The organism is Paramagnetospirillum marisnigri (assembly GCF_001650715.1).
GTDB classification, from domain to species: domain Bacteria; phylum Pseudomonadota; class Alphaproteobacteria; order Rhodospirillales; family Magnetospirillaceae; genus Phaeospirillum; species Phaeospirillum marisnigri.
Genome location: NZ_LWQT01000057.1, coordinates 20,060 through 37,943 on the forward strand (window position 1 = coordinate 20,060; position 17,884 = coordinate 37,943).

Consider the following 17,884-nt stretch of genomic DNA (forward strand, 5'->3'; position numbering starts at 1 on the left):
CTATTTTCCTCCCCGCGCCTTGGCAAAGGCGGCGGCCAGGGCACCGCCACCGCTGTCAGCCGGGGGCTTGGGCGCCGGGGCGGCGGGACGCGCCCCCCGCTGGGGGGCCGCCTCGCGCCGGGGCTCGTCCTTGCGGGCGGGGGCGGGCTGGTCGCCCATGCGCATGGTGAGCGCGATGCGCTTCCGCTTGATGTCGACCTCCAGCACCTTGACCTTGACCAGATCGCCGGGCTTGACCACCTCGTGCGGGTCCTTGACGAAGCGCTCGGCCAGGGCGGAAATATGCACCAACCCGTCCTGGTGCACGCCGATATCGACGAAGGCACCGAAATTGGTGACATTGGTCACCGCGCCTTCCAGCACCATGCCCGGCTGCAGGTCATTCATGGTCTCGACGCCTTCCTTGAAGGCGACGGTCTTGAATTCCGGGCGAGGGTCGCGGCCAGGCTTTTCCAGTTCGCCCAGGATGTCCTTGACCGTCGGCTCGCCGAAGCGGTCATCGACGAAGTCACGGGGATGCAGCGAACGGATGAAGGCGGCGTCGCCGATCAGGGCCTGGACCGGCTTGCCGGTGGCCTTGACGATGCGTTCCACCACCGGATAGGCCTCGGGATGCACCGCCGAGGCATCCAGGGGATTGACGCCCCCCACCACGCGAAGGAAGCCCGCCGCCTGTTCGAAGGCCTTCGGCCCCAGCCGTTCCACCTGCTTCAGGGCGTCGCGCGAGGCGAAGGGGCCGTTGCGGTCGCGGAACTCCACCACATTGCGGGCCACCGTGGCGGAAAGCCCCGCCACCCGGGCCAGCAGCGCCGCCGAGGCGGTGTTGACCTCGACGCCCACCGCGTTGACGCAGTCCTCCACCACCGCTTCCAATGAACGGCCCAGCCGGGTCTGGTCGACATCGTGCTGATACTGGCCCACACCAATGGCCTTGGGGTCGATCTTGACCAGTTCGGCCAGGGGGTCTTGCAGACGACGGGCGATAGAGACGGCGCCCCGCAACGACACGTCCAGGTCGGGGAATTCCAGGGCGGCGATTTCCGAGGCGGAATAGACCGAGGCCCCGGCCTCGCTGACCACCAGCTTTTCCAGCTTCAAGTCTGGGAAGCGCTTGATCACGTCCATCACCAGCCGGTCGGTTTCGCGCGACGCGGTGCCATTGCCAATGGCCACCAGCCGGGCGGAGTGCTTGCGGGCAAGATGGGCGATGGCCGCAACCGAACCCTGCCAGTCGTTCCTGGGCTGGTGGGGATAGATGGTGGCGGTCTCGACCACCTTGCCGGTGGCATCGGTCACCGCCACCTTGACGCCGGTGCGGATGCCGGGATCGAGCCCGATACAGGCCCGCTGACCGGCGGGCGCCGACAGCAGCAGGGCGCGCAGGTTGCGGGCGAAGACCCGGATGGCCTCCTCCTCCGCCGCCTCGCGCAGTCGGCCCATCAGTTCCAACTCCAGATGCAGATGAATCTTGATGCGCCAAGCCCAGCGAACCGTCTCGGCCAGCCAGGAATCCGCCGCCCGCTTCAGGTCGCGGATGCCGAAGCGCCGGGCAATGCGGGCCTCGCATTCGCCGGGACCGGCGGCCACGCTGCCTTCCGGCCGGGCCGCCTCGTCGGGGGGAAGCAGTTTCAGGCTCAGAACATTCTCGTTGCGCCCCCGGAACAAGGCCAGGGCGCGGTGGGAGGGAATGGCCTTGAGCGCCTCGCGGTAGTCGAAATAGTCCGAGAACTTGGCGCCCTCCTCGGCCTTGCCCTCGGCCACGGTCGAAACCAGGACGCCGCCGTCCCACAGCAGATCACGCAAGCCGCCCAGCAATTCGGCATCCTCGGCGAAGCGCTCCATCAGGATCTGGCGGGCGCCATCCAGCGCCGCCTTGGAGTCGGCCACGCCCTTGTCGGCATCGACGAAGGCCGCCGCCGCCTGTTCCGGCACCTGCGAGGGATCGGACAGCAGCAGGTCGGCCAGCGGTTCCAGCCCCGCCTCACGGGCGATCTGGGCCTTGGTACGGCGCTTCTGCTTGTAGGGCAGGTACAGATCCTCCAGCCGCGCCTTGGTATCGGCGGCGGCGATCTGCCCCGCCAGGTCCGGGGTCAGCTTGCCCTGCTCCTCGATGGATTTCAGGATGGAGGCGCGGCGGTCCTCCATCTCGCGCAGATAGCCCAGCCGTTCTTCCAGATTGCGCAACTGGGTATCGTCCAGGCCGCCGGTGGCCTCCTTGCGGTAGCGGGCGATGAACGGCACCGTGGCGCCCTCGTCCAGCATCTGGACGGCGCTGGCGACCTGGGCCTCGCGCACGCCCAGGTCCTGGGCGATACGGGCGGTGATGGCGGCTGACTGGATTTGGGACATGCTCTCACAAAGGCTGTTGGCTATCCTGCCGGTTTACCCCATGCCGGGGGCGGGCGGAAGCGGCAAATTCTTGCATTCTCCAGCCACTATACCACATACTGTGAAGACCACGGCGCAGGAGGTCAACATGTTGACCGCAGTCCCAGAGGAAATCATCAGCACCGCCCATCGCATGGTCATCAGCTATGGTGACCATGCCGTTGAAATCGCCCGCGAACGGGCTGCCGAGATTGTTCCCGCCGCCCATATCCGTGACCGCGACCTCGCCCTGATGGTGCTGACCGAGGTCGAGCGTCTGGCGCGGGGAGGCAGCTTCCGTCGGTCGTGATCGCCCGCATGAGCGGTGCTCACCCGAACCGCAGGGCTTCTCGTTTGCCGCGACAGCCTGATCGGGCGCCCAATGCAAGGCAGGATACCTTGCACCGGGAGCTTCGCCATGCTGCATCTTCGCCCCGATCCCGCCGTCGCCGCCCTGCGCCGCGCCGCCGCCGATGCCGCCTTCCTCAGCCTGGGCCGCGCGCTTCTGGCCCTCTGGGCCGCCGCCGGTCGGCGAATGCGGGGCCGTGCCCTGCTGGCCCGCCTGGATGACCGCATGCTGAAGGATGCGGGACTGTCGCGGGCGGATGCCTGGGCCGAGGCCCGCAAGCCGTTCTGGCGGGCCTGAGGCGCATCATATCAATACGTTGTGGGCCGGTTCACCTTTCGGAGGGTGAACCGTCCGAAAGGATCGGACCACTGGCGCATCGGCGGCGGCCGTTTTATAACGGCGGCATGACCGATATCGAGACCCTGACGCCCATCGAGGCGGCCATCGAACTGGAACGCCTGGCCCGCGAGATCGCCCGGCTGGACCGTGCCTATCACGTGGATGCGGCGCCGCTGGCCAGTGATGCCGAGTATGACGCGCTGGTGCGGCGCAATGCCGCCATCGAGGCCCGGTTTCCCCATCTGATCCGCACCGACAGCCCGTCGCGGCGGGTGGGCGACCGCCCGGCCGAGGGTTTCGGCACCGTGCGCCACCTGATCCCCATGCTGTCGCTGGACAATGCCTTCAGCCCCGAGGATGTTGCCGAATTCGACGCCAAGATCCGCCGTTTCCTCGGCCTGGGGGCTGAGGCGCCGCTGGCCTATGTGGCGGAACCCAAGATCGACGGATTGTCCATCAATCTGCGCTATGAGAACGGCCGCCTCGCCCAGGCCGCCACCCGTGGCGACGGCGCCGAGGGCGAGGACGTCACCGCCAATGTGCTGACCCTGGCCGACAGCCAGCTTCCCCGCACCCTCGGCCCCGACGCCCCCGCCCTGCTGGAAATCCGGGGCGAGGTCTATATGTCCAAGGCCGACTTCCTGGCGCTCAACCAGCGCCAGGAGTCGGCGGGCGACAAGCCTTTCGCCAATCCCCGCAACGCCGCCGCCGGGTCCTTGCGCCAGCTTGACCCCAAGGTCACCGCCAGCCGCTCCCTCAGCCTATTCGCCTATGCCCTGGGCGAGGCCTCCGAGCCCCCCGCCCTCGGCCATTGGGACTATCTGCAACGCCTCAAATCCTGGGGTTTCCAGGTCAATCCCCTGATCCGCCGCTGCGCCTCGGTGGCGGAACTGCTGGTGCTGTTCGACGAGGTCGGGCTGAGCCGCGCCCAACTGCCCTATGACATCGACGGCGTGGTCTACAAGGTGGACGATTGGGAGCTTCAACGCCGCCTGGGCTTCGTCTCGCGCTCGCCGCGCTGGGCCATCGCCCATAAATTCCCCGCCGAGCAGGCCACCACCGTGCTGGAAGGCATCGACATCCAGGTGGGCCGTACCGGGGCGCTGACCCCGGTGGCGCGGCTGACCCCGGTCAATGTGGGCGGGGTAGTGGTCTCCAACGCCACCCTTCACAACGAGGACGAAATCGCCAGGAAGGGTGTCCGCATCGGCGACACCGTCATCGTCCAGCGCGCGGGCGACGTCATCCCCCAGATCGTCGGTGTGATGGCCGAGCGGCCGCGCGGCACGACCGAGTTCGTCTTTCCCGTCACCTGCCCGGTCTGCGGCGCCCATGCGGCGCGGCCCGAGGGCGAGGTGATCCGCCGCTGCACCGGCGGCCTGACCTGTCCGGCCCAGGCCAAGGAGCGCCTGAAGCACTTCGTGTCGCGCAATGCTTTCGACATCGAGGGGCTGGGCGACAAGAACATCGAGTTCCTGTGGGACAAGGAGATGGTGCGCGCCCCCGCCGACATCTTCCGGCTGGAGGAAACCAACCGGGCGCGCCTCCAGAAGCTGGAGAATTTCGAGGGCTGGGGCAAGCGCTCCACCGACAAGCTGTTCGAGTCCATCCGGATGCGGGCCACCCTGGGGCTGGAACGCTTTATCTTCGCGCTGGGCATCCGCCAGGTGGGCGAGGCCACCGCCAAGCGCCTGGCGCGGCACTATGGCAGCCTGGACCACTGGCGCGCCGCCATGGCCGATGGCGGCGACGAGGCCAGGGCCGAACTGACCTCCATCGAGGATATCGGCCCCGCCGTGGCCAAGGACATCCTGGATTTCTTCGCCGAGGCGCACAATGTAAAGGCCCTGGATGCCCTGGTCGCCGCCATGATCGAACTTGGCGGCCGGATCGAGGACGCCAAGGTGGTGGAGGCCTCCGCGTCTCCGGTGGCGGGCAAGGCGGTGGTGTTCACCGGCACCCTCGCCACCATGACCCGGCCCGAGGCCAAGGCCCGTGCCGAGGCGCTGGGCGCCAAGGTGGTGGGCAGCGTGTCGAAAAAGACCGATTACGTGGTGGTGGGCGCCGATGCCGGGTCCAAGGCCGCCGAGGCGGCCAAGCTGGGCGTCGCCACCCTGACCGAACAGGAATGGCTGGCCCTGATCGGCGGATAGTCAGCCATTACCATCACTCTCCGCGAATCCGGCTTGTGAAGCCGTTCACATCCCATTAACTCTACATATGGTATGACATCATAGTGACAGGCCTGATTTGTTGGTGACAAGGCAAGTCCGGCTTGAGTAAGGTTTTCCCGGGTACACGATCATGGACGGAGGGTCCAGGTTGTATCACTGCCAGAACCGAGCGCCGGGCCATTCCACCGGACAAGACGCAGCCCAGATCCTGGGATGCCGCCGGGTCCGCTCCCTCCGCCAAGGGTCTTCCATTTCGGAAGGCCCTTTTTGTTTGCCCCCGTTTCATCCAAGTCAGGAGGAGTCCTAGATGGCCAAGCGCGCCACGCGGATTGCCGCGTCCAAAGCAGAACCGGTGGTTTCGCTCTACCCGAATGCCTCGGGCAGGGCTGAACAAGGGTGGAGCCCCCTGGGCGAGGAGGAACACCGAGACCAGAGCTATGTCCGCAAGGTGCGCCCGCAAAGCGACAACCAGCGGCGCCTGCTGGCGGCCATCAACGAGGGCAATCTGACTGTGGCCCTGGGTCCAGCCGGCACCGGCAAGACCTATCTGGCCATCTCGGCGGCGGTGGAGGCCTTCGAGGAGGGTCGCGTCGCCCGCATCATGCTGTCGCGCCCGGCGGTGGAAGCCGGGGAATCCCTGGGCTTCCTGCCCGGCGATCTGCAAGAGAAGCTGGCGCCCTATCTGCGCCCGCTCTACGACGCCCTGTCCGACCGGTTGGGAGGCAAGCGGCTGCGTGCCCTGCTGGCCGACGGCTCCATCGAGATCGCGCCCATCGCCTATATGCGCGGCCGCACTCTCAACAACGCCTTCATCGTCATCGACGAGGCCCAGAACTGCACCTATGGCCAGATCAAGATGCTGCTGACCCGACTGGGCTGGCATTCCACCATGGTGCTGACCGGCGACCCCGACCAGAGCGACCTGCTGCCCGGCATGTCGGGGCTGGCCGATATCGCCGACCGCCTGCGGGCCTTGCCCGACGTGGCGGTGGTGGACCTGACCGAGAAGGATATCGTCCGCCACCCGCTGGTGGCGTCCATGCTGACGGTTCTGTAGCAATCAGGGCGGGAGGCGACGGCCTCCCGCCCTTTACCGTTTCCGCGAACCGCTTTCGCGGGAGTGACGGGAGTTTTTCCGCATCCGGCCGGAAATAAAAAAGGGGGCCGAAGCCCCCTTTTTCCCAATTCCGGCCCAGAAATTACTTCTTCTGGTTCCAGGCGCAGTATTCCTTCTTGGCGATCGGCTCGCCCAGATTGCCCTTGGGGTCGGCTTCCTGGTAGAAAGCGACCGAACCGTCCTTCAGGCACACCGGATCGGTGAAGGCGCCGAACGGCTCCCAGCGGCCCGGACCGCAGGCGGTCAGCATCAGGACGGTACCAAGCGCGAGAATAACCTTCTTCATATTCGAACTCCCCTTTGTGGGCTCTGGCAAATCTTGGGCAAGAATACCCCCGGAATCCCGCCTCGTCCACCCACCACCGTCATGCGTAGAACGGCGGATCGTGACGGCGCGCTGGCCAGTGTTGCGGCTTCCCGCTGCCCGCAAGGACTGGGGCAAGGAAGCACAGTATAAAAGTTTGAATTCATGGATTTTTTACCAATCCAGCCGGAGACTGGTAAAGTTTTACGGGCATGGCGGATTGACTGGCCCTGCCGGGCCTTTCGGGCGCCACCGGCTCGTGATAAACAATGAATACGTTCCATGGGAGAGGCGCGCCGGACCTTGGCGGATTCCACACCGATCAGCAGTGGCGGCACCAATGGCGGACGATCCCAGGCCGAATGGGAGCGTTCGGCGCGCGAACTGCTGGAGGAAGGGCAGAACTTCCTGGCCCATGACGTGGCGCGGGAAGGCCTGCGGCAATACCCTGACAGCCTGAAGCTGGCCATATTCGGCGCCGTGGCACTGTCCCAGTCGGGTGCGCTCGACGAGGCGCGCAAGCTGCTCCAGCCGGTTCTCGATGAAATCCTGATCGATGAAGGCCCCTTCCACCGACTGCATGTCAGCCTGAAGAAGGCGGTGGACTGCCTGGGCGAGACACCCGACAAGAATTCGCTGGCGATGATGGCCGAACTGGCCGAGGCTTTCGAGCTGGTGCGTGGCAAGAAGCTGGTGGCCAACGCCGATCCCGAGACCTATACCGCCCTGGCGGGGGTGTTTCGCGAGGCTTGGCTTGCCTCGGGCGAGGCCCGTGACCTGGAACATTGCCGCGAACTGTTCATGCGCGCCTATCTGGCGGGCGGCTCGCAGCGTTGCGGCATCGATGCCGCCGTCACCTCCTGGCTATTGGGCGACCTCGATCGCGCCAAGACCCTGGCCCGCAGCGTCGCGGACGGCATCTCTTCGGTGGAAAGCGAGTTGTCGCTATCGCCCGAGGATCGCTACCAGCTTCTCATCACCGTGGCCGTGGCCCATCTGCTGCTGGGCGAGACCGAGGAGGCCCTGGCCTCCTTCGCCTGGGCCAGCACCCTGGAAGGCATCCATTACGCCAGTTCGGTTTCCGCCCTGAAGCAGTTGAAGATGCTCCAGGATGGCGGGCTGTTCATCCCGCCCGCCGTCGAGGACATCATCCGCGCCCCCACCGTGGTGGTGTTCACCGGCCATCCCCTTGACCGGCCGGGCGAAGGCCCCCATTTCCCTCCCGAACTGGAAACCGCCGTCCGGGCCGAGATCGCCCGCTCGCTGGACGAGTTGGGCGCCCAGATCGGCTATTCCCTGGCGGCCTGCGGCTCTGACCTCCTGTTCATCGAGGCCATGCTGGAGCGCGGCGCCGAGGTCAACGTGGTCATGCCCTATGCCCTCGACGACTTCATCGCCGAGAATGTCCGCTATGGCGGCTCGCGCTGGGAGATGCGTTTCCGCAACGCGCTGAAGCTGGCCAATACCATCACCTATGCCACCGAGGAACGCTATCTCGGCCATGGCATGCTGCTGCGCTTCGCCAATCAGTGCCTGCACGGCATCGCCACCCTGCGCGCCTCGTTCCTGACCACCGCCCCTTATCTGCTGGCGGTATGGGACATGATGCCGGGCTCGCTGGTCGGCGGCGCCGCCGATTTCATCGACCAGTGGGAAGACATTTCGCGGCTGCGCCTCATCGACCTGGACGCTTTGTTGCAGCAGCGGCCCGATCTGGCGGGCGATGCCATCCCCACCCTGCCCGATCTGGACGCCGACCATGACGAGGAGCAAGGCGAGGGGCGTGTCATCCGCTCCATGATGTTCTGCGACATCGCGGGCTATTCCAAGCTGAAGGAGGAACACACGCCGGTGTTCCTCGACTTCCTGCGCATCGTGTCCGAGGGCATGGCGACCATGGAGGTGCAGCCCATCGCCATCAACACCTGGGGCGACGCCATTTTCGCGGTGATGGACAAGGCCACTCCCATGGCCGAATACGCCCAGACCCTGCAGGAAATGGTCGCGCGCGCCGACGAGGAACTGGGCGACCGCCTGCCCCATCCGCTCAGCTTGCGCATTTCGCTGCATGCCGGGCCGGTCTTCCAGGCCACCGACCCCATCTGCGGCCGCCCGAACTTCTATGGCAGCCATATCAACCGCGCCGCGCGGCTCGAGCCGGTGACAGTGATCGGCCACGTCTACGCCACCCAGCAATTCGTCGCCGTGCTGACCGCCGAACAGAGTGCTGCGCGCTCCGAGGCCCAGAACCGGGGTGACGACTTCGTCGAACGCTTCGCCTGCGAATATGTGGGCGTGCTGTCGCTGGCCAAGGATTTCGGCAAGCAGGCGGTGTATCACCTGCGCCGCCGCGTCCCTGCCCTGCCCCATGTCATGGCCATGCCGTCCCGGCCGGATGCCGAAGCCGAGATCGAGGATCTGGACGCGCGGCCCGCCCCGGGCGAGCCCGGCTTCAGCGATGACGACCTGAACGCCATGCTGGCCGAGGTCGGAGAGTTGGACGAGGCCACCGGGGAGATGGACCCCGAGCCTGAACCACCGCTGGAGCCGCTGGTCTTCGGAACGGTGATGAGCGACGATGACATGGCCGCCCTGCTGGACGAGAGCGATGGCGGCGACGATGCTGACGATACGGCCGGGGATTTCAGCATCGGCGGCCCCCTCTCGGATGCCGACATGAATGCCCTGCTGTCCGAAGCGGGCGAGCCCGAGATCGTCACCCCGGACCAGGATGACGACAACGAGGTCGACGACGACGACCTGCTGGGCGCGCCCATCTCCGACGACGACATGCAGGCCATGCTGGCCGAAGCCGCCGAACCCGACGAGCCCATCACCATCGAAACCGCCCTGTCCGAGGCCGACCTGAACGCCATCCTGGCGGAAAGCGAGGATTTCGGCGATGACGACCTGTCAATGCCCGCCATTTCCGACGCCGATATGCAAGCCATGCTGGCCGAAATGGAGGAACCGGGTGAGGAGGATTCCCCGGAGGATGACGAACCCCACGATTCGCCCCCGGCGCGGCTGGGTCAAGGCGTGGCCATGTCCGACGCCGACATCCTCGCCCTGCTGGAAGAGGTGGAGGACGACGAAGAGGCTCAGGACGACGTTGGCGACGCGCCGGTTTTCTCTGGCCTGATTTCCGACGACGACCTCGCCGCCATGGCCGAGGAGGCGGAAGAACTCGTCGAGGTGGACGAGTCGCCACGCCCGGTCTTCTCCGGCCTGATTTCCGACGACGACCTTGCCGCCATGGCGGCGGAGGCCGCCCCCTTGGGCGATGACGGTCTCGACCCCGAGATGGCCGAGGTGGCCGCCGCGGTCAAGGCCGCCATGGCCCGGCTGGAGGCGGAGGAGGACACCGCCCCCGATATCAGCCTGGCCCCGCCCCGCCACAAGGCCTGACCCGCCGGGATCAGGCCTCCTTCTCGATCACCCGCTTCTTGCCGTTGTCGTCCACCGCCACATAGTGGAACACCGCGCTGGTCACCTTGATCAGGCGGTCGTCGCCGCCATGACGGCGGACCCAGGCTTCCACCTGCATGGAAATGGAGGTGCGGCCGACGCGAAGCACCTCGGTATAGCAACTGACCTCGTCGCCCACATAGACCGGCAGGTGGAATTCCATGCCCTCCACCGCCACGGTGGGGCAATGGCCCTTGGCGAAACGATAGGCATGGGTGCCCCCTGCCAGATCCATCTGGCTCAGCAGCCAGCCACCGAAGACATGCCCGAACGGATTGGTGTCGGCGGGCATGGCGATGGCCCGGGTGGAAAGCCGCCCACGCGGCGCGCTGCTGATCTCGATGCTTTCGATCATGGAAGGAAACCCACTTTACAATATGTTGTGGTTAACTTGCGCGACGCTACAGCATGCGCTTGCGCCTCGCCAATGCATTCCTATAATGCCCCCCATGTCTGATCTGTTCCAGCAGCTTGCCCCCAAGGGCACCGAATACTCCGCCAAGGATATCGAGGTTCTCGAAGGCCTTGAGCCCGTCCGTCGCCGTCCCGGCATGTATATCGGCGGCACCGACGACCGGGCGCTCCACCACCTCGTCGCCGAGGTGCTGGACAATGCCATGGACGAGGCCGTGGCCGGCCATGCCAGTTGGATCGAGCTGGAACTGGCGGCCGACGGCATCTGCACCGTGCGCGACAACGGTCGCGGCATTCCCGTCGACCCCCACCCCAAATTCCCCGACAAGAGCGCGCTGGAAGTCATCCTGACCACGCTGCATTCCGGCGGCAAGTTCGGCGGCGATGCCTACAAGGTCTCGGGCGGCTTGCACGGCGTCGGCGTCTCGGTGGTCAACGCGCTGTCGGACAAGCTGGTGGTGGAGGTGGCGCGCGAGCGCACGCTCTATACCCAAAGCTTCTCGCGCGGCACGCCTTTGGGGCCGCTGCAGAAGGTGGGCGCGGTGCAGAACCGGCGCGGCACCACCGTGATGTTCCATCCCGACCCGCAGATTTTTGGCGAGCGCGCCCATCTGCGCCCCGGCCCGCTCTACCGCATGGCGCGGTCCAAGGCCTATCTGTTCCGGGGCGTCCAGATCCGCTGGAAATGCGATCCGCTGCTGATCAAGGACGGCGACGAGATCCCGCACGAGGACACGCTGCATTTCCCCGGCGGGTTGTCGGATTTCCTGAAGGCGGTGCTGAAGGACCGCGCCCTGCTTACCCGCGACCAGTTCCAGGGCACCGCCCCACTGTCCGACGATATGGGGCAGGTGGAATGGGCGGTGGCTTGGCCCGACGATGACGAGGACGGCTTCGTCAACACCTACTGCAACACCGTGCCGACTCCCGAGGGCGGCACCCATGAGGCCGGTTTCCGTGGCGCCCTGACCCGCGGCCTGCGCGCCTATGGCGAGATGGCGGGCAACAAGAAGGCGGCCCAGATCACCGCCGAGGACGTCATGGCGGGCGCCTGCGTCATGGTCAGCCTGTTCATCCGCGACCCGCAGTTCCAGGGCCAGACCAAGGAAAAGCTGGCATCCCCCGAGGCCACCCGGCTGGTGGAAAACGCGGTCAAGGACCATTTCGACCACTGGCTGTCGGGCGACAAGGCCTCGGCCGCCGCCCTGCTGACCCGGCTGATCGAGCGCGCCGAGGATCGCCAGCGCCGCCGCCAGACCAAGGAGATGAACCGCAAGACGCCCACCAAGCGGCTGCGTCTGCCGGGTAAGCTGGCCGACTGCTCGCGCTCGGTCAATGTGGGCACCGAACTGTTCCTGGTGGAGGGCGATTCGGCGGGCGGCTCGGCCAAGTCGGGACGCAACCGCGAGACCCAGGCCATCCTGCCGCTGCGCGGCAAGATTCTCAACGTCGCCTCGGCCACCACCGACAAGCTGCGCCAGAATCAGGAACTGAAGGACCTGATGGAGGCGCTGGGCTGCGGCTTCCGCGACTCCTACGACGACGAGAAGCTGCGCTACGAGAAGATCATCATCATGACCGATGCCGATGTGGACGGCGCCCACATCGCCTCGCTGCTGATGACCTTCTTCTATCAGGAAATGCCCGAGCTGATCAGGAACGGCCATCTCTATCTCGCCATGCCGCCGCTCTACCGCCTCGCCCATGGCCAGACCGTGGCCTATGGCCGCGACGACGCCCATAAGGAAGAACTGCTGCGGACCCTGTTCGCGGGCAAGAAGAACGTGGAGATCAGCCGCTTCAAGGGCCTGGGCGAAATGCCGCCGTCGCAGCTCAAGGAAACCACCATGGACCCCAGCAAGCGGGTCCTGCTCAAGGTCACCATCCCCTCGGGCCGCACCGAGGAAGACCACGAGGAAGCCAAGGAAGTGGCCCGGCTGGTGGAAAGCCTGATGGGCCGCAAGCCCGAACTGCGCTTCGCCTTCATCCAGGAACGGGCCAAGTTCGCCACCGACCTGGATGTGTAGAAGCTGTGTGTCGGGGGACACCGTTCGTGTCCCAAATTCGGGTTAAGTTGCCGATCGCACCGTTGAGATCGTCGCCATGGGCACCTCGCGCGGCACTCTTCAGGGTGAGTGTCGCGCAAAATCAATTCATGCCCAGGCGCTTCAGACACTGAAGCGGGCTAATTCATTGATATCATTGAAAAGTAAATTGGCGCAACCGGTAGGATTCGAACCTACGACCTCTGCCTTCGGAGGGCAGCGCTCTATCCAGCTGAGCTACGGCTGCGCGGGTCTCGGGGAACGAGAGGCGAGGGTTATAGCGCAGGCGCGCGATGGTGGGAAGGGGGGAAACGCTGGTCCGATCAACGCCCTCCTTCGGCATCGGCCGCCGGTTCGTATCCTACCCGTGTGCGCCGATGTGCCGGGGATGTGGCGGTGGATATTGGCTGCAAATTCTGCATGGCAATAGTAAAAACGCGCAAGCATGATGATGTTATGAAAAATGGTGAAAATAGCATAATGCTTCGGAGCGAACACAGTATATAACTTTCATGCTGTGACTTAAATTAATTTAAAGCCACATACATCCGCGCACCTATATTAAGAATGCGATAATTATTGTGACAATAACCGCAAACGCTCCAATTGATGCCACTATGAATACACGAACCTGTCTTGAGTTTTCATTTATTTCGCTGATCCACAATGTACACTTCGCAATCATGTCTCTCTGGCCGTGGAGTTGCAAATATATATCGAGTGCCTGCTGTAGCATCTCTCGCGCCAGCTGAACCTCCCCCCTCTCCTTGTGAATCAGCCCCAGATTACAGAGGCTTCTTGCCGGGTCAGAGTGGACGGGAGGCAGCACCTCGCGCCGAATGGCCAGTGCCTCCCGATGCATTTTCTCGGCCATGTCTATGTCTCCAAGCTGTCTGTAGCTTGCGCCAAGGGACTCCAGTAAGCCGCTCATCCTGGCATGACGGGCGGGAAGGCTGCCACGCAGAATCACCAGGGCCTCTTCCAGCAAGGGGATTGCCTTGTCGGGCTGCCCCTGCCGCAGATACACGATCGCCAGCCGATGAAGCATCGCAGCCAGTTGGGGGGCGCCCGGTGAAAGGGTCTTACGTTCGATACTGAGCGCTTCGACCAGCATTTTCTCGGCCTTGTCCAGGCGATTGATCTTCCCTTTCATCAGGGCATTCCTGATTGAGATCGCCTCCCGGTAGTAAAGCATCGCGATACCTGCCAAGCTGTCGGCGATGTCCGAGTGTCCCTTCGGCAGGTAACGGCGACGGAATGCAAGCGATTGCTTGTACAGTTTCTCCGCCTCATCCCACTTTTCCAGATCGCTGTAGCATTCAGCCAACTGAGCGATGGCCTCTCCGATCCGGGCGTCGCCGGCCGGCAAGGTCTGACGCAGGTTATCCAGGGCTTGTTGGCACAGGGGTTCAGCTTTATCCGGCTGGTCGAGGATCATGTTGAAGTTCGCGATATGCAGCCGACCGCGGGCGATGGCCGGATCGTTCGGGTTGAGGCGCCCGAGATCCTCAGCCAGGTTTCGCTCGGCCCAGGTCAGCCCAAGCCCATAGAATCCCATCTCCCGGAACCAAGCTGAAAGTTCGTGGCCGTCTTGGGCGATCCACCGGGTCTCGGGGGCGGCGAACCGCCCGGAGATCATCTCGATGCTGTCCGACGGACGATGGAGGCCAGCGCCCAGGACAACCAGCGCGGCGGCCAGGACCCGGCGATCCTCTCGCCAGACATCGGCCATCGCCGCTGGCCGGGACAACTCCTCGGCAAGTTCGGATTTCACCCAGGCTTCCAGTCGCTCAAGCCGCCGTTCGACGATGGTCAGCCGCTGATAGACCCGCTCGGTGAGCGAGCGCGGCGTGTCGTCATCCAAGGTCGCGATGATGTGATGGCGAATGTCGCGCTCGATCTTGTCCGGCAGGCTGCCCCGCGCCAGGGCGGCGTGCATCAGGACGTCACGGCCGGCATTGCGAAGCAGGAACGGCTGCAGGACGTTGCCAAGGGCGCTGAGCCGGGCGGCCGGCAGATGCGGTCGGCCGGTTTCGGCCAGCACCGGGTCCGCCGGCCCGGCGAGCAGGCGGCAAAGCTCCAATTCCGTCATCCCCTGTCGACTGGCGGCCAGCATGGCGACCATCCGGCTGGCCAGCGACGGATGGGCGGAATCCGCATGGTCGCGATCCAGCTCGCCCAGCAGGAAGGCGAACAATGACGACGCGTCGGCAAATTCCAGCAGCGTGCGGAGCCGTCCAGCCAGGGTTTCACGGTTGGCCCTGACCCGCAGATCCTCGAGCAGCATCCGCAGGAACAGCGGCACCTCACATTGTGGCGCATCCACCAGACGTTCGATCAGCGGTTCTTCCAGCGACTTGCGACAAGACTCCAGAAACGCGGCGATCATCGCCTTGCGTTCCTGCCGGCTGGGAGGGGCCAGCTCCATGCGGTCCCACAGACAGAAGGCCCGCGTCTCCTCGGCGGCCGTGCTGGCGATGAGGACCGTGCCTTGCGGCCAGAATGCCTCCCCCAGCTTCCCCAGTGCCTCCTCCCCATTATGTAGTTGATCGAGGGCATCGAGTATCAACACCACTGGGCGTCCCAGGGCACCCCGCGCCTGATCCAGCCACAGAGGCAGTATCTCCCAGCGCTTGGCAATGTCGGCGGGGAGCGCAGTGGGCACCGGAAGTAGGGCCGCAATCGCCATCAGCACCCGATCAAGCCACTCCTCCAGGCCACGCTGGCCGTCGGCACCTACATAATGTTCATAGACCCAGTAATCTTGCCGCCGTCGCAGTTCTTCAGCTAGATCGGCGAGAAGGGAGCTTTTGCCTAGCCCGGACACGCCAGTGACCAACAACCCGCCTTTGATCGTGCCGTCCAGATGCGAGCCAATGCGAGCCAGGGTAGCGTCCCGCATTCCGAGCAGCGGGGTATAGGCAAGGCGCCGGGACTGGGCGAATAGTGCATGCTCGATGTCAAGTATTGCAGCCTGTCCATCCTGATGCTCAAAAGGGAAAATCCGGTCAATCTCGGCCATTAGTAGGGCCTTGACCCGCTGGCCAAAATCCTCGATCCGGTCGTAGCCATCCATAGTGATGAGGCCATTGGCCCGTAACTGGCTTTTGAAAGCAACTAGCCTGCCTCCGCCGTCATCGTAGAAAGCTGATTTGGACCTCCCTCTCTGAGCATAAAACAGCTGCTCCGTCAGGGCTGCGCTACGCAGGAAATAATAGGCGTGCCCCCGCATGGAGGGGCGGTCAAGCACTCCGAAGCGCAGTTCGAGTTCCGTCACGCTGATGCCGTCAGCCAAGGCGACCTCGATGGCATTCAGATAAGGAGAATCTCGGTCGCCGGTCCAAGCTTCGGCCAGTTGATCTTGGCTAGGGATCCAGCCATAACGCTCACCGATAAAACCAATAAAATAGGGCGGATGCTCGCGGCAACGGTCTATCTCGGCCAGACAAATCTCGACCGTGCGACCGTTTTTCGCCTCGTCCTCGGTAATGCCCCACCGTAGGTCGATTTCGGTGAAGCCGACCCGCCGTTCAGCGCATCGCTGGCGTATATCGGGGAACACATGTTTGAGCAGGTAGTCCCTCTCCGCTTCCATGTCCATGAAGGTCGAAGACAGAAAAACCCGCACCTCACGCGACTTGACTGGTTCAGACATTATCCACGCACCCCCGACGCTCAGTCATGAGATATTACCTCACGTTGGGCGCGGTTTGTGCATTGCTAACGCAATTGTTCAAACACAGTCTCCCGGCGCTCTGGCTGATCCGATCGACTCTGGCGACGTCCTGGGCGAGAACGGCAGTGACGCCGTTGTCACACTATGACGCAGGGTGTTGCTTCAATCTGGCCTCTTTGGCCTTGCGCTGCCACTCTGTCTGAGAAGAGATGCAGGCTGTCATCCACTCCTCAACCTGAAGTCCGAGCGGGTGAATGTCGGGGTGCGCCAACTGACACCATCCCTTCGGATCGAGGTGAAGCGATCTGGCGTTAAGGATGTCGTAGCCGCGTCCCTGGAGACAGCGCCCGGTTCCTCGGTACTTGTCGAAAGCCTGTTCACGGGAGGCGTTGACCGCGCCGCCCACGACGCCGCCGACAAGCCCAGCCGTCATGCTCGATGCGACCGCCGCAGACGTACCGCCAGCGATTGCGCTAACCACCGCAGAGCCAGCGCCACCCATCAGTGTCTCTCGAACAACCTGCTGCGTGAAACTCACCTCGGACGTGAGGTAGTAGTCCGCCAAGGTGATGCATTCGATCAGGTCTTTCTGATAGACGACGGGATCGTCCGTCGTCTTCAGATCGACCAGCGGCTTGTCGGGGAAGCCAAGCGAACAGCCGCTCAACACTCCCAACAGCACAACCGCCAGCAGCCGCCTCATCGGTACACCACGCCGATGACGTTATGTCCTCGACCTTCCAGACATTTGGTCGTTGCGGCATCTTCCAGACCGTACTTCTTGATCAGGAACTCGCAGCCCATCCAGTCCATCTGCATCTCGGCAGGGTTCTTGGACGCCTTGAGGTCCACCACGGGTTCGTAGGTTCCCTGTGAGCATCCTGCGAGGATGCTCATGGCCGCGATCACAATCGCTCTCTTCATGCTGCGCTCTCCAAAGCCATCATCGGCCATCCCATCAGGATGTGGGCGAAATTACAGGACCATACTCCGTGGTTTAATGGTCCTCAAGGTGTTTGCCTGCGCTTATGGATGCGCTGGCACTTGTGGCTTGGAATCTCAGGAGGCTTCGGATTCGACGGGGACTCTCGCAAGAGGTTCTGGCCGTTGATGCCGAGATAGACCGGACCTATGTCTCGCGTCTTGAGCGCGGGCTGGAAAATCCCACCGTGGCGGTCCTGGCCCGGTTGGCGGCGGCAGTCGATTCCCGCATCGAAGAGTTCTTCGTTGTGCCGGCCGATGGAGAAGCGCCTCCACAGCCCCTACAGCGGGGACGCAAGCCGAAGTGACTGGGCGAGGGGTGGCTCAGCTTTCGGCTGAGCCACGTCCATGGCGCCGAGCGCCCTCTCTGGCCGCCATCAGCGCGTCCAGTTCATCGCCATCCGGTAGAACTGGAACGAGCGGTAGAGGATCTCAGACATGGGGACGTCGCACTGTACCGCGAACGTCTTGTAGTCGGCATGAAATTCAGGCGGAACCTTGAAGTTGAGGTCCTTCTTCTCATCGCCGCCAAAATCCTTGAAAAGCTGAATCACGATAAATCTGGGCACCTCCGGAAACCTCTTCATTCTGACGGTTTGAGAGTTGTTCCGGGCGTGAATTGCGGTTGATCGGCGTTTCCGGGTCTGTTT

The 17,884-nt window shown here is 64.2% G+C and carries 14 protein-coding genes and 1 tRNA gene; 7 read left to right on the forward strand and 8 right to left on the reverse strand.

Annotation, left to right across the window (positions count from 1 at the left end; all coding sequences use genetic code 11):
- Complete coding sequence (locus tag A6A04_RS11540; RefSeq protein WP_068493023.1) at positions 1-2,349, reverse strand: Tex family protein; 2,349 nt, start codon at positions 2,347-2,349, stop codon at positions 1-3.
- A gap of 127 nt (positions 2,350-2,476) precedes the next feature.
- Between A6A04_RS11540 and A6A04_RS11545 the strand changes: the two genes are divergently transcribed.
- From A6A04_RS11545 to A6A04_RS11560, 4 genes are all read left to right on the forward strand, one after another.
- Positions 2,477-2,677 (forward strand): hypothetical protein, encoded by a 201-nt coding sequence (locus A6A04_RS11545; RefSeq protein WP_068493025.1) that lies wholly within the window; start codon positions 2,477-2,479, stop codon positions 2,675-2,677.
- Positions 2,678-2,785: 108 nt separating this feature from the next.
- On the forward strand, positions 2,786-3,013 hold the full coding sequence (locus A6A04_RS11550; protein WP_068493027.1) for a DUF1127 domain-containing protein: 228 nt from the start codon (positions 2,786-2,788) through the stop codon (positions 3,011-3,013).
- 107 nt (positions 3,014-3,120) lie between these two features.
- Complete coding sequence (gene ligA / locus A6A04_RS11555) at positions 3,121-5,208, forward strand: NAD-dependent DNA ligase LigA (protein ID WP_068493028.1); 2,088 nt, start codon at positions 3,121-3,123, stop codon at positions 5,206-5,208.
- A gap of 328 nt (positions 5,209-5,536) precedes the next feature.
- Positions 5,537-6,286, forward strand: coding sequence for a PhoH family protein (locus tag A6A04_RS11560; protein ID WP_068493030.1), 750 nt, complete (start codon positions 5,537-5,539; stop codon positions 6,284-6,286).
- A 142-nt stretch (positions 6,287-6,428) separates the two neighbouring features.
- Here the strand turns inward: A6A04_RS11560 and A6A04_RS11565 are convergent, their stop codons facing one another.
- Positions 6,429-6,632, reverse strand: a complete 204-nt coding sequence (locus A6A04_RS11565) for a membrane lipoprotein lipid attachment site-containing protein (RefSeq protein WP_068493032.1) — start codon at positions 6,630-6,632, stop codon at positions 6,429-6,431.
- A 300-nt stretch (positions 6,633-6,932) separates the two neighbouring features.
- Here A6A04_RS11565 and A6A04_RS11570 point away from each other — a divergent pair, with 300 nt between their 5' ends.
- Complete coding sequence (locus A6A04_RS11570) at positions 6,933-10,058, forward strand: adenylate/guanylate cyclase domain-containing protein (RefSeq protein WP_245651176.1); 3,126 nt, start codon at positions 6,933-6,935, stop codon at positions 10,056-10,058.
- A 10-nt stretch (positions 10,059-10,068) separates the two neighbouring features.
- On the opposite strand, the gene A6A04_RS11575 is transcribed toward A6A04_RS11570, so the two are convergent.
- The gene (locus A6A04_RS11575) at positions 10,069-10,473 is read right to left on the reverse strand and encodes an acyl-CoA thioesterase (RefSeq protein WP_068493035.1); all 405 of its coding nucleotides are present in this window, start codon (positions 10,471-10,473) and stop codon (positions 10,069-10,071) included.
- A gap of 94 nt (positions 10,474-10,567) precedes the next feature.
- On the opposite strand from A6A04_RS11575, the gene parE reads away from it, so the two are divergent.
- On the forward strand, positions 10,568-12,559 hold the full coding sequence (gene parE, locus A6A04_RS11580; protein WP_172822761.1) for a DNA topoisomerase IV subunit B: 1,992 nt from the start codon (positions 10,568-10,570) through the stop codon (positions 12,557-12,559).
- 188 nt (positions 12,560-12,747) lie between these two features.
- Here the strand turns inward: parE and A6A04_RS11585 are convergent.
- From A6A04_RS11585 to A6A04_RS11600, 4 genes are all read right to left on the reverse strand, one after another.
- Positions 12,748-12,824: transfer RNA gene (locus A6A04_RS11585), tRNA-Arg, on the reverse strand.
- 309 nt (positions 12,825-13,133) lie between these two features.
- The gene (locus A6A04_RS11590) at positions 13,134-16,232 is read right to left on the reverse strand and encodes a tetratricopeptide repeat protein (RefSeq protein WP_068493039.1); all 3,099 of its coding nucleotides are present in this window, start codon (positions 16,230-16,232) and stop codon (positions 13,134-13,136) included.
- Positions 16,233-16,395: 163 nt separating this feature from the next.
- Positions 16,396-16,956, reverse strand: coding sequence for a hypothetical protein (locus tag A6A04_RS11595; protein WP_068493041.1), 561 nt, complete (start codon positions 16,954-16,956; stop codon positions 16,396-16,398).
- Entirely contained in the window at positions 16,953-17,177 is a 225-nt protein-coding gene (locus A6A04_RS11600; protein ID WP_156612573.1) for a hypothetical protein, read from the reverse strand. Before A6A04_RS11600 ends, A6A04_RS11595 begins: the two co-directional genes overlap by 4 nt.
- Before the next feature lie 104 nt (positions 17,178-17,281).
- Here A6A04_RS11600 and A6A04_RS11605 point away from each other — a divergent pair, with 104 nt between their 5' ends.
- The gene (locus A6A04_RS11605) at positions 17,282-17,542 is read left to right on the forward strand and encodes a helix-turn-helix domain-containing protein (protein ID WP_068493045.1); all 261 of its coding nucleotides are present in this window, start codon (positions 17,282-17,284) and stop codon (positions 17,540-17,542) included.
- A gap of 69 nt (positions 17,543-17,611) precedes the next feature.
- Here the strand turns inward: A6A04_RS11605 and A6A04_RS22910 are convergent.
- Positions 17,612-17,884, reverse strand: a 273-nt coding sequence (locus A6A04_RS22910; RefSeq protein WP_216636098.1) for a hypothetical protein, incomplete at its 5' end; no start/stop codon positions are given.

What these genes read in the sequence shown, in the direction of transcription:
- A6A04_RS11540 (WP_068493023.1), bottom strand. Translation starts at nt 2,349, where the DNA reads ATGTCCCAAATCCAGTCAGCCGCCATCACCGCCCGTATCGCCCAGGAC.
- A6A04_RS11545 (WP_068493025.1), top strand. Translation starts at nt 2,477, where the DNA reads ATGTTGACCGCAGTCCCAGAGGAAATCATCAGCACCGCCCATCGCATG.
- A6A04_RS11550 (WP_068493027.1), top strand. Translation starts at nt 2,786, where the DNA reads ATGCTGCATCTTCGCCCCGATCCCGCCGTCGCCGCCCTGCGCCGCGCC.
- ligA (WP_068493028.1), top strand. Translation starts at nt 3,121, where the DNA reads ATGACCGATATCGAGACCCTGACGCCCATCGAGGCGGCCATCGAACTG.
- A6A04_RS11560 (WP_068493030.1), top strand. Translation starts at nt 5,537, where the DNA reads ATGGCCAAGCGCGCCACGCGGATTGCCGCGTCCAAAGCAGAACCGGTG.
- A6A04_RS11565 (WP_068493032.1), bottom strand. Translation starts at nt 6,632, where the DNA reads ATGAAGAAGGTTATTCTCGCGCTTGGTACCGTCCTGATGCTGACCGCC.
- A6A04_RS11570 (WP_245651176.1), top strand. Translation starts at nt 6,933, where the DNA reads ATGGGAGAGGCGCGCCGGACCTTGGCGGATTCCACACCGATCAGCAGT.
- A6A04_RS11575 (WP_068493035.1), bottom strand. Translation starts at nt 10,473, where the DNA reads ATGATCGAAAGCATCGAGATCAGCAGCGCGCCGCGTGGGCGGCTTTCC.
- parE (WP_172822761.1), top strand. Translation starts at nt 10,568, where the DNA reads ATGTCTGATCTGTTCCAGCAGCTTGCCCCCAAGGGCACCGAATACTCC.
- A6A04_RS11590 (WP_068493039.1), bottom strand. Translation starts at nt 16,232, where the DNA reads ATGTCTGAACCAGTCAAGTCGCGTGAGGTGCGGGTTTTTCTGTCTTCG.
- A6A04_RS11595 (WP_068493041.1), bottom strand. Translation starts at nt 16,956, where the DNA reads ATGAGGCGGCTGCTGGCGGTTGTGCTGTTGGGAGTGTTGAGCGGCTGT.
- A6A04_RS11600 (WP_156612573.1), bottom strand. Translation starts at nt 17,177, where the DNA reads ATGAAGAGAGCGATTGTGATCGCGGCCATGAGCATCCTCGCAGGATGC.
- A6A04_RS11605 (WP_068493045.1), top strand. Translation starts at nt 17,282, where the DNA reads ATGGATGCGCTGGCACTTGTGGCTTGGAATCTCAGGAGGCTTCGGATT.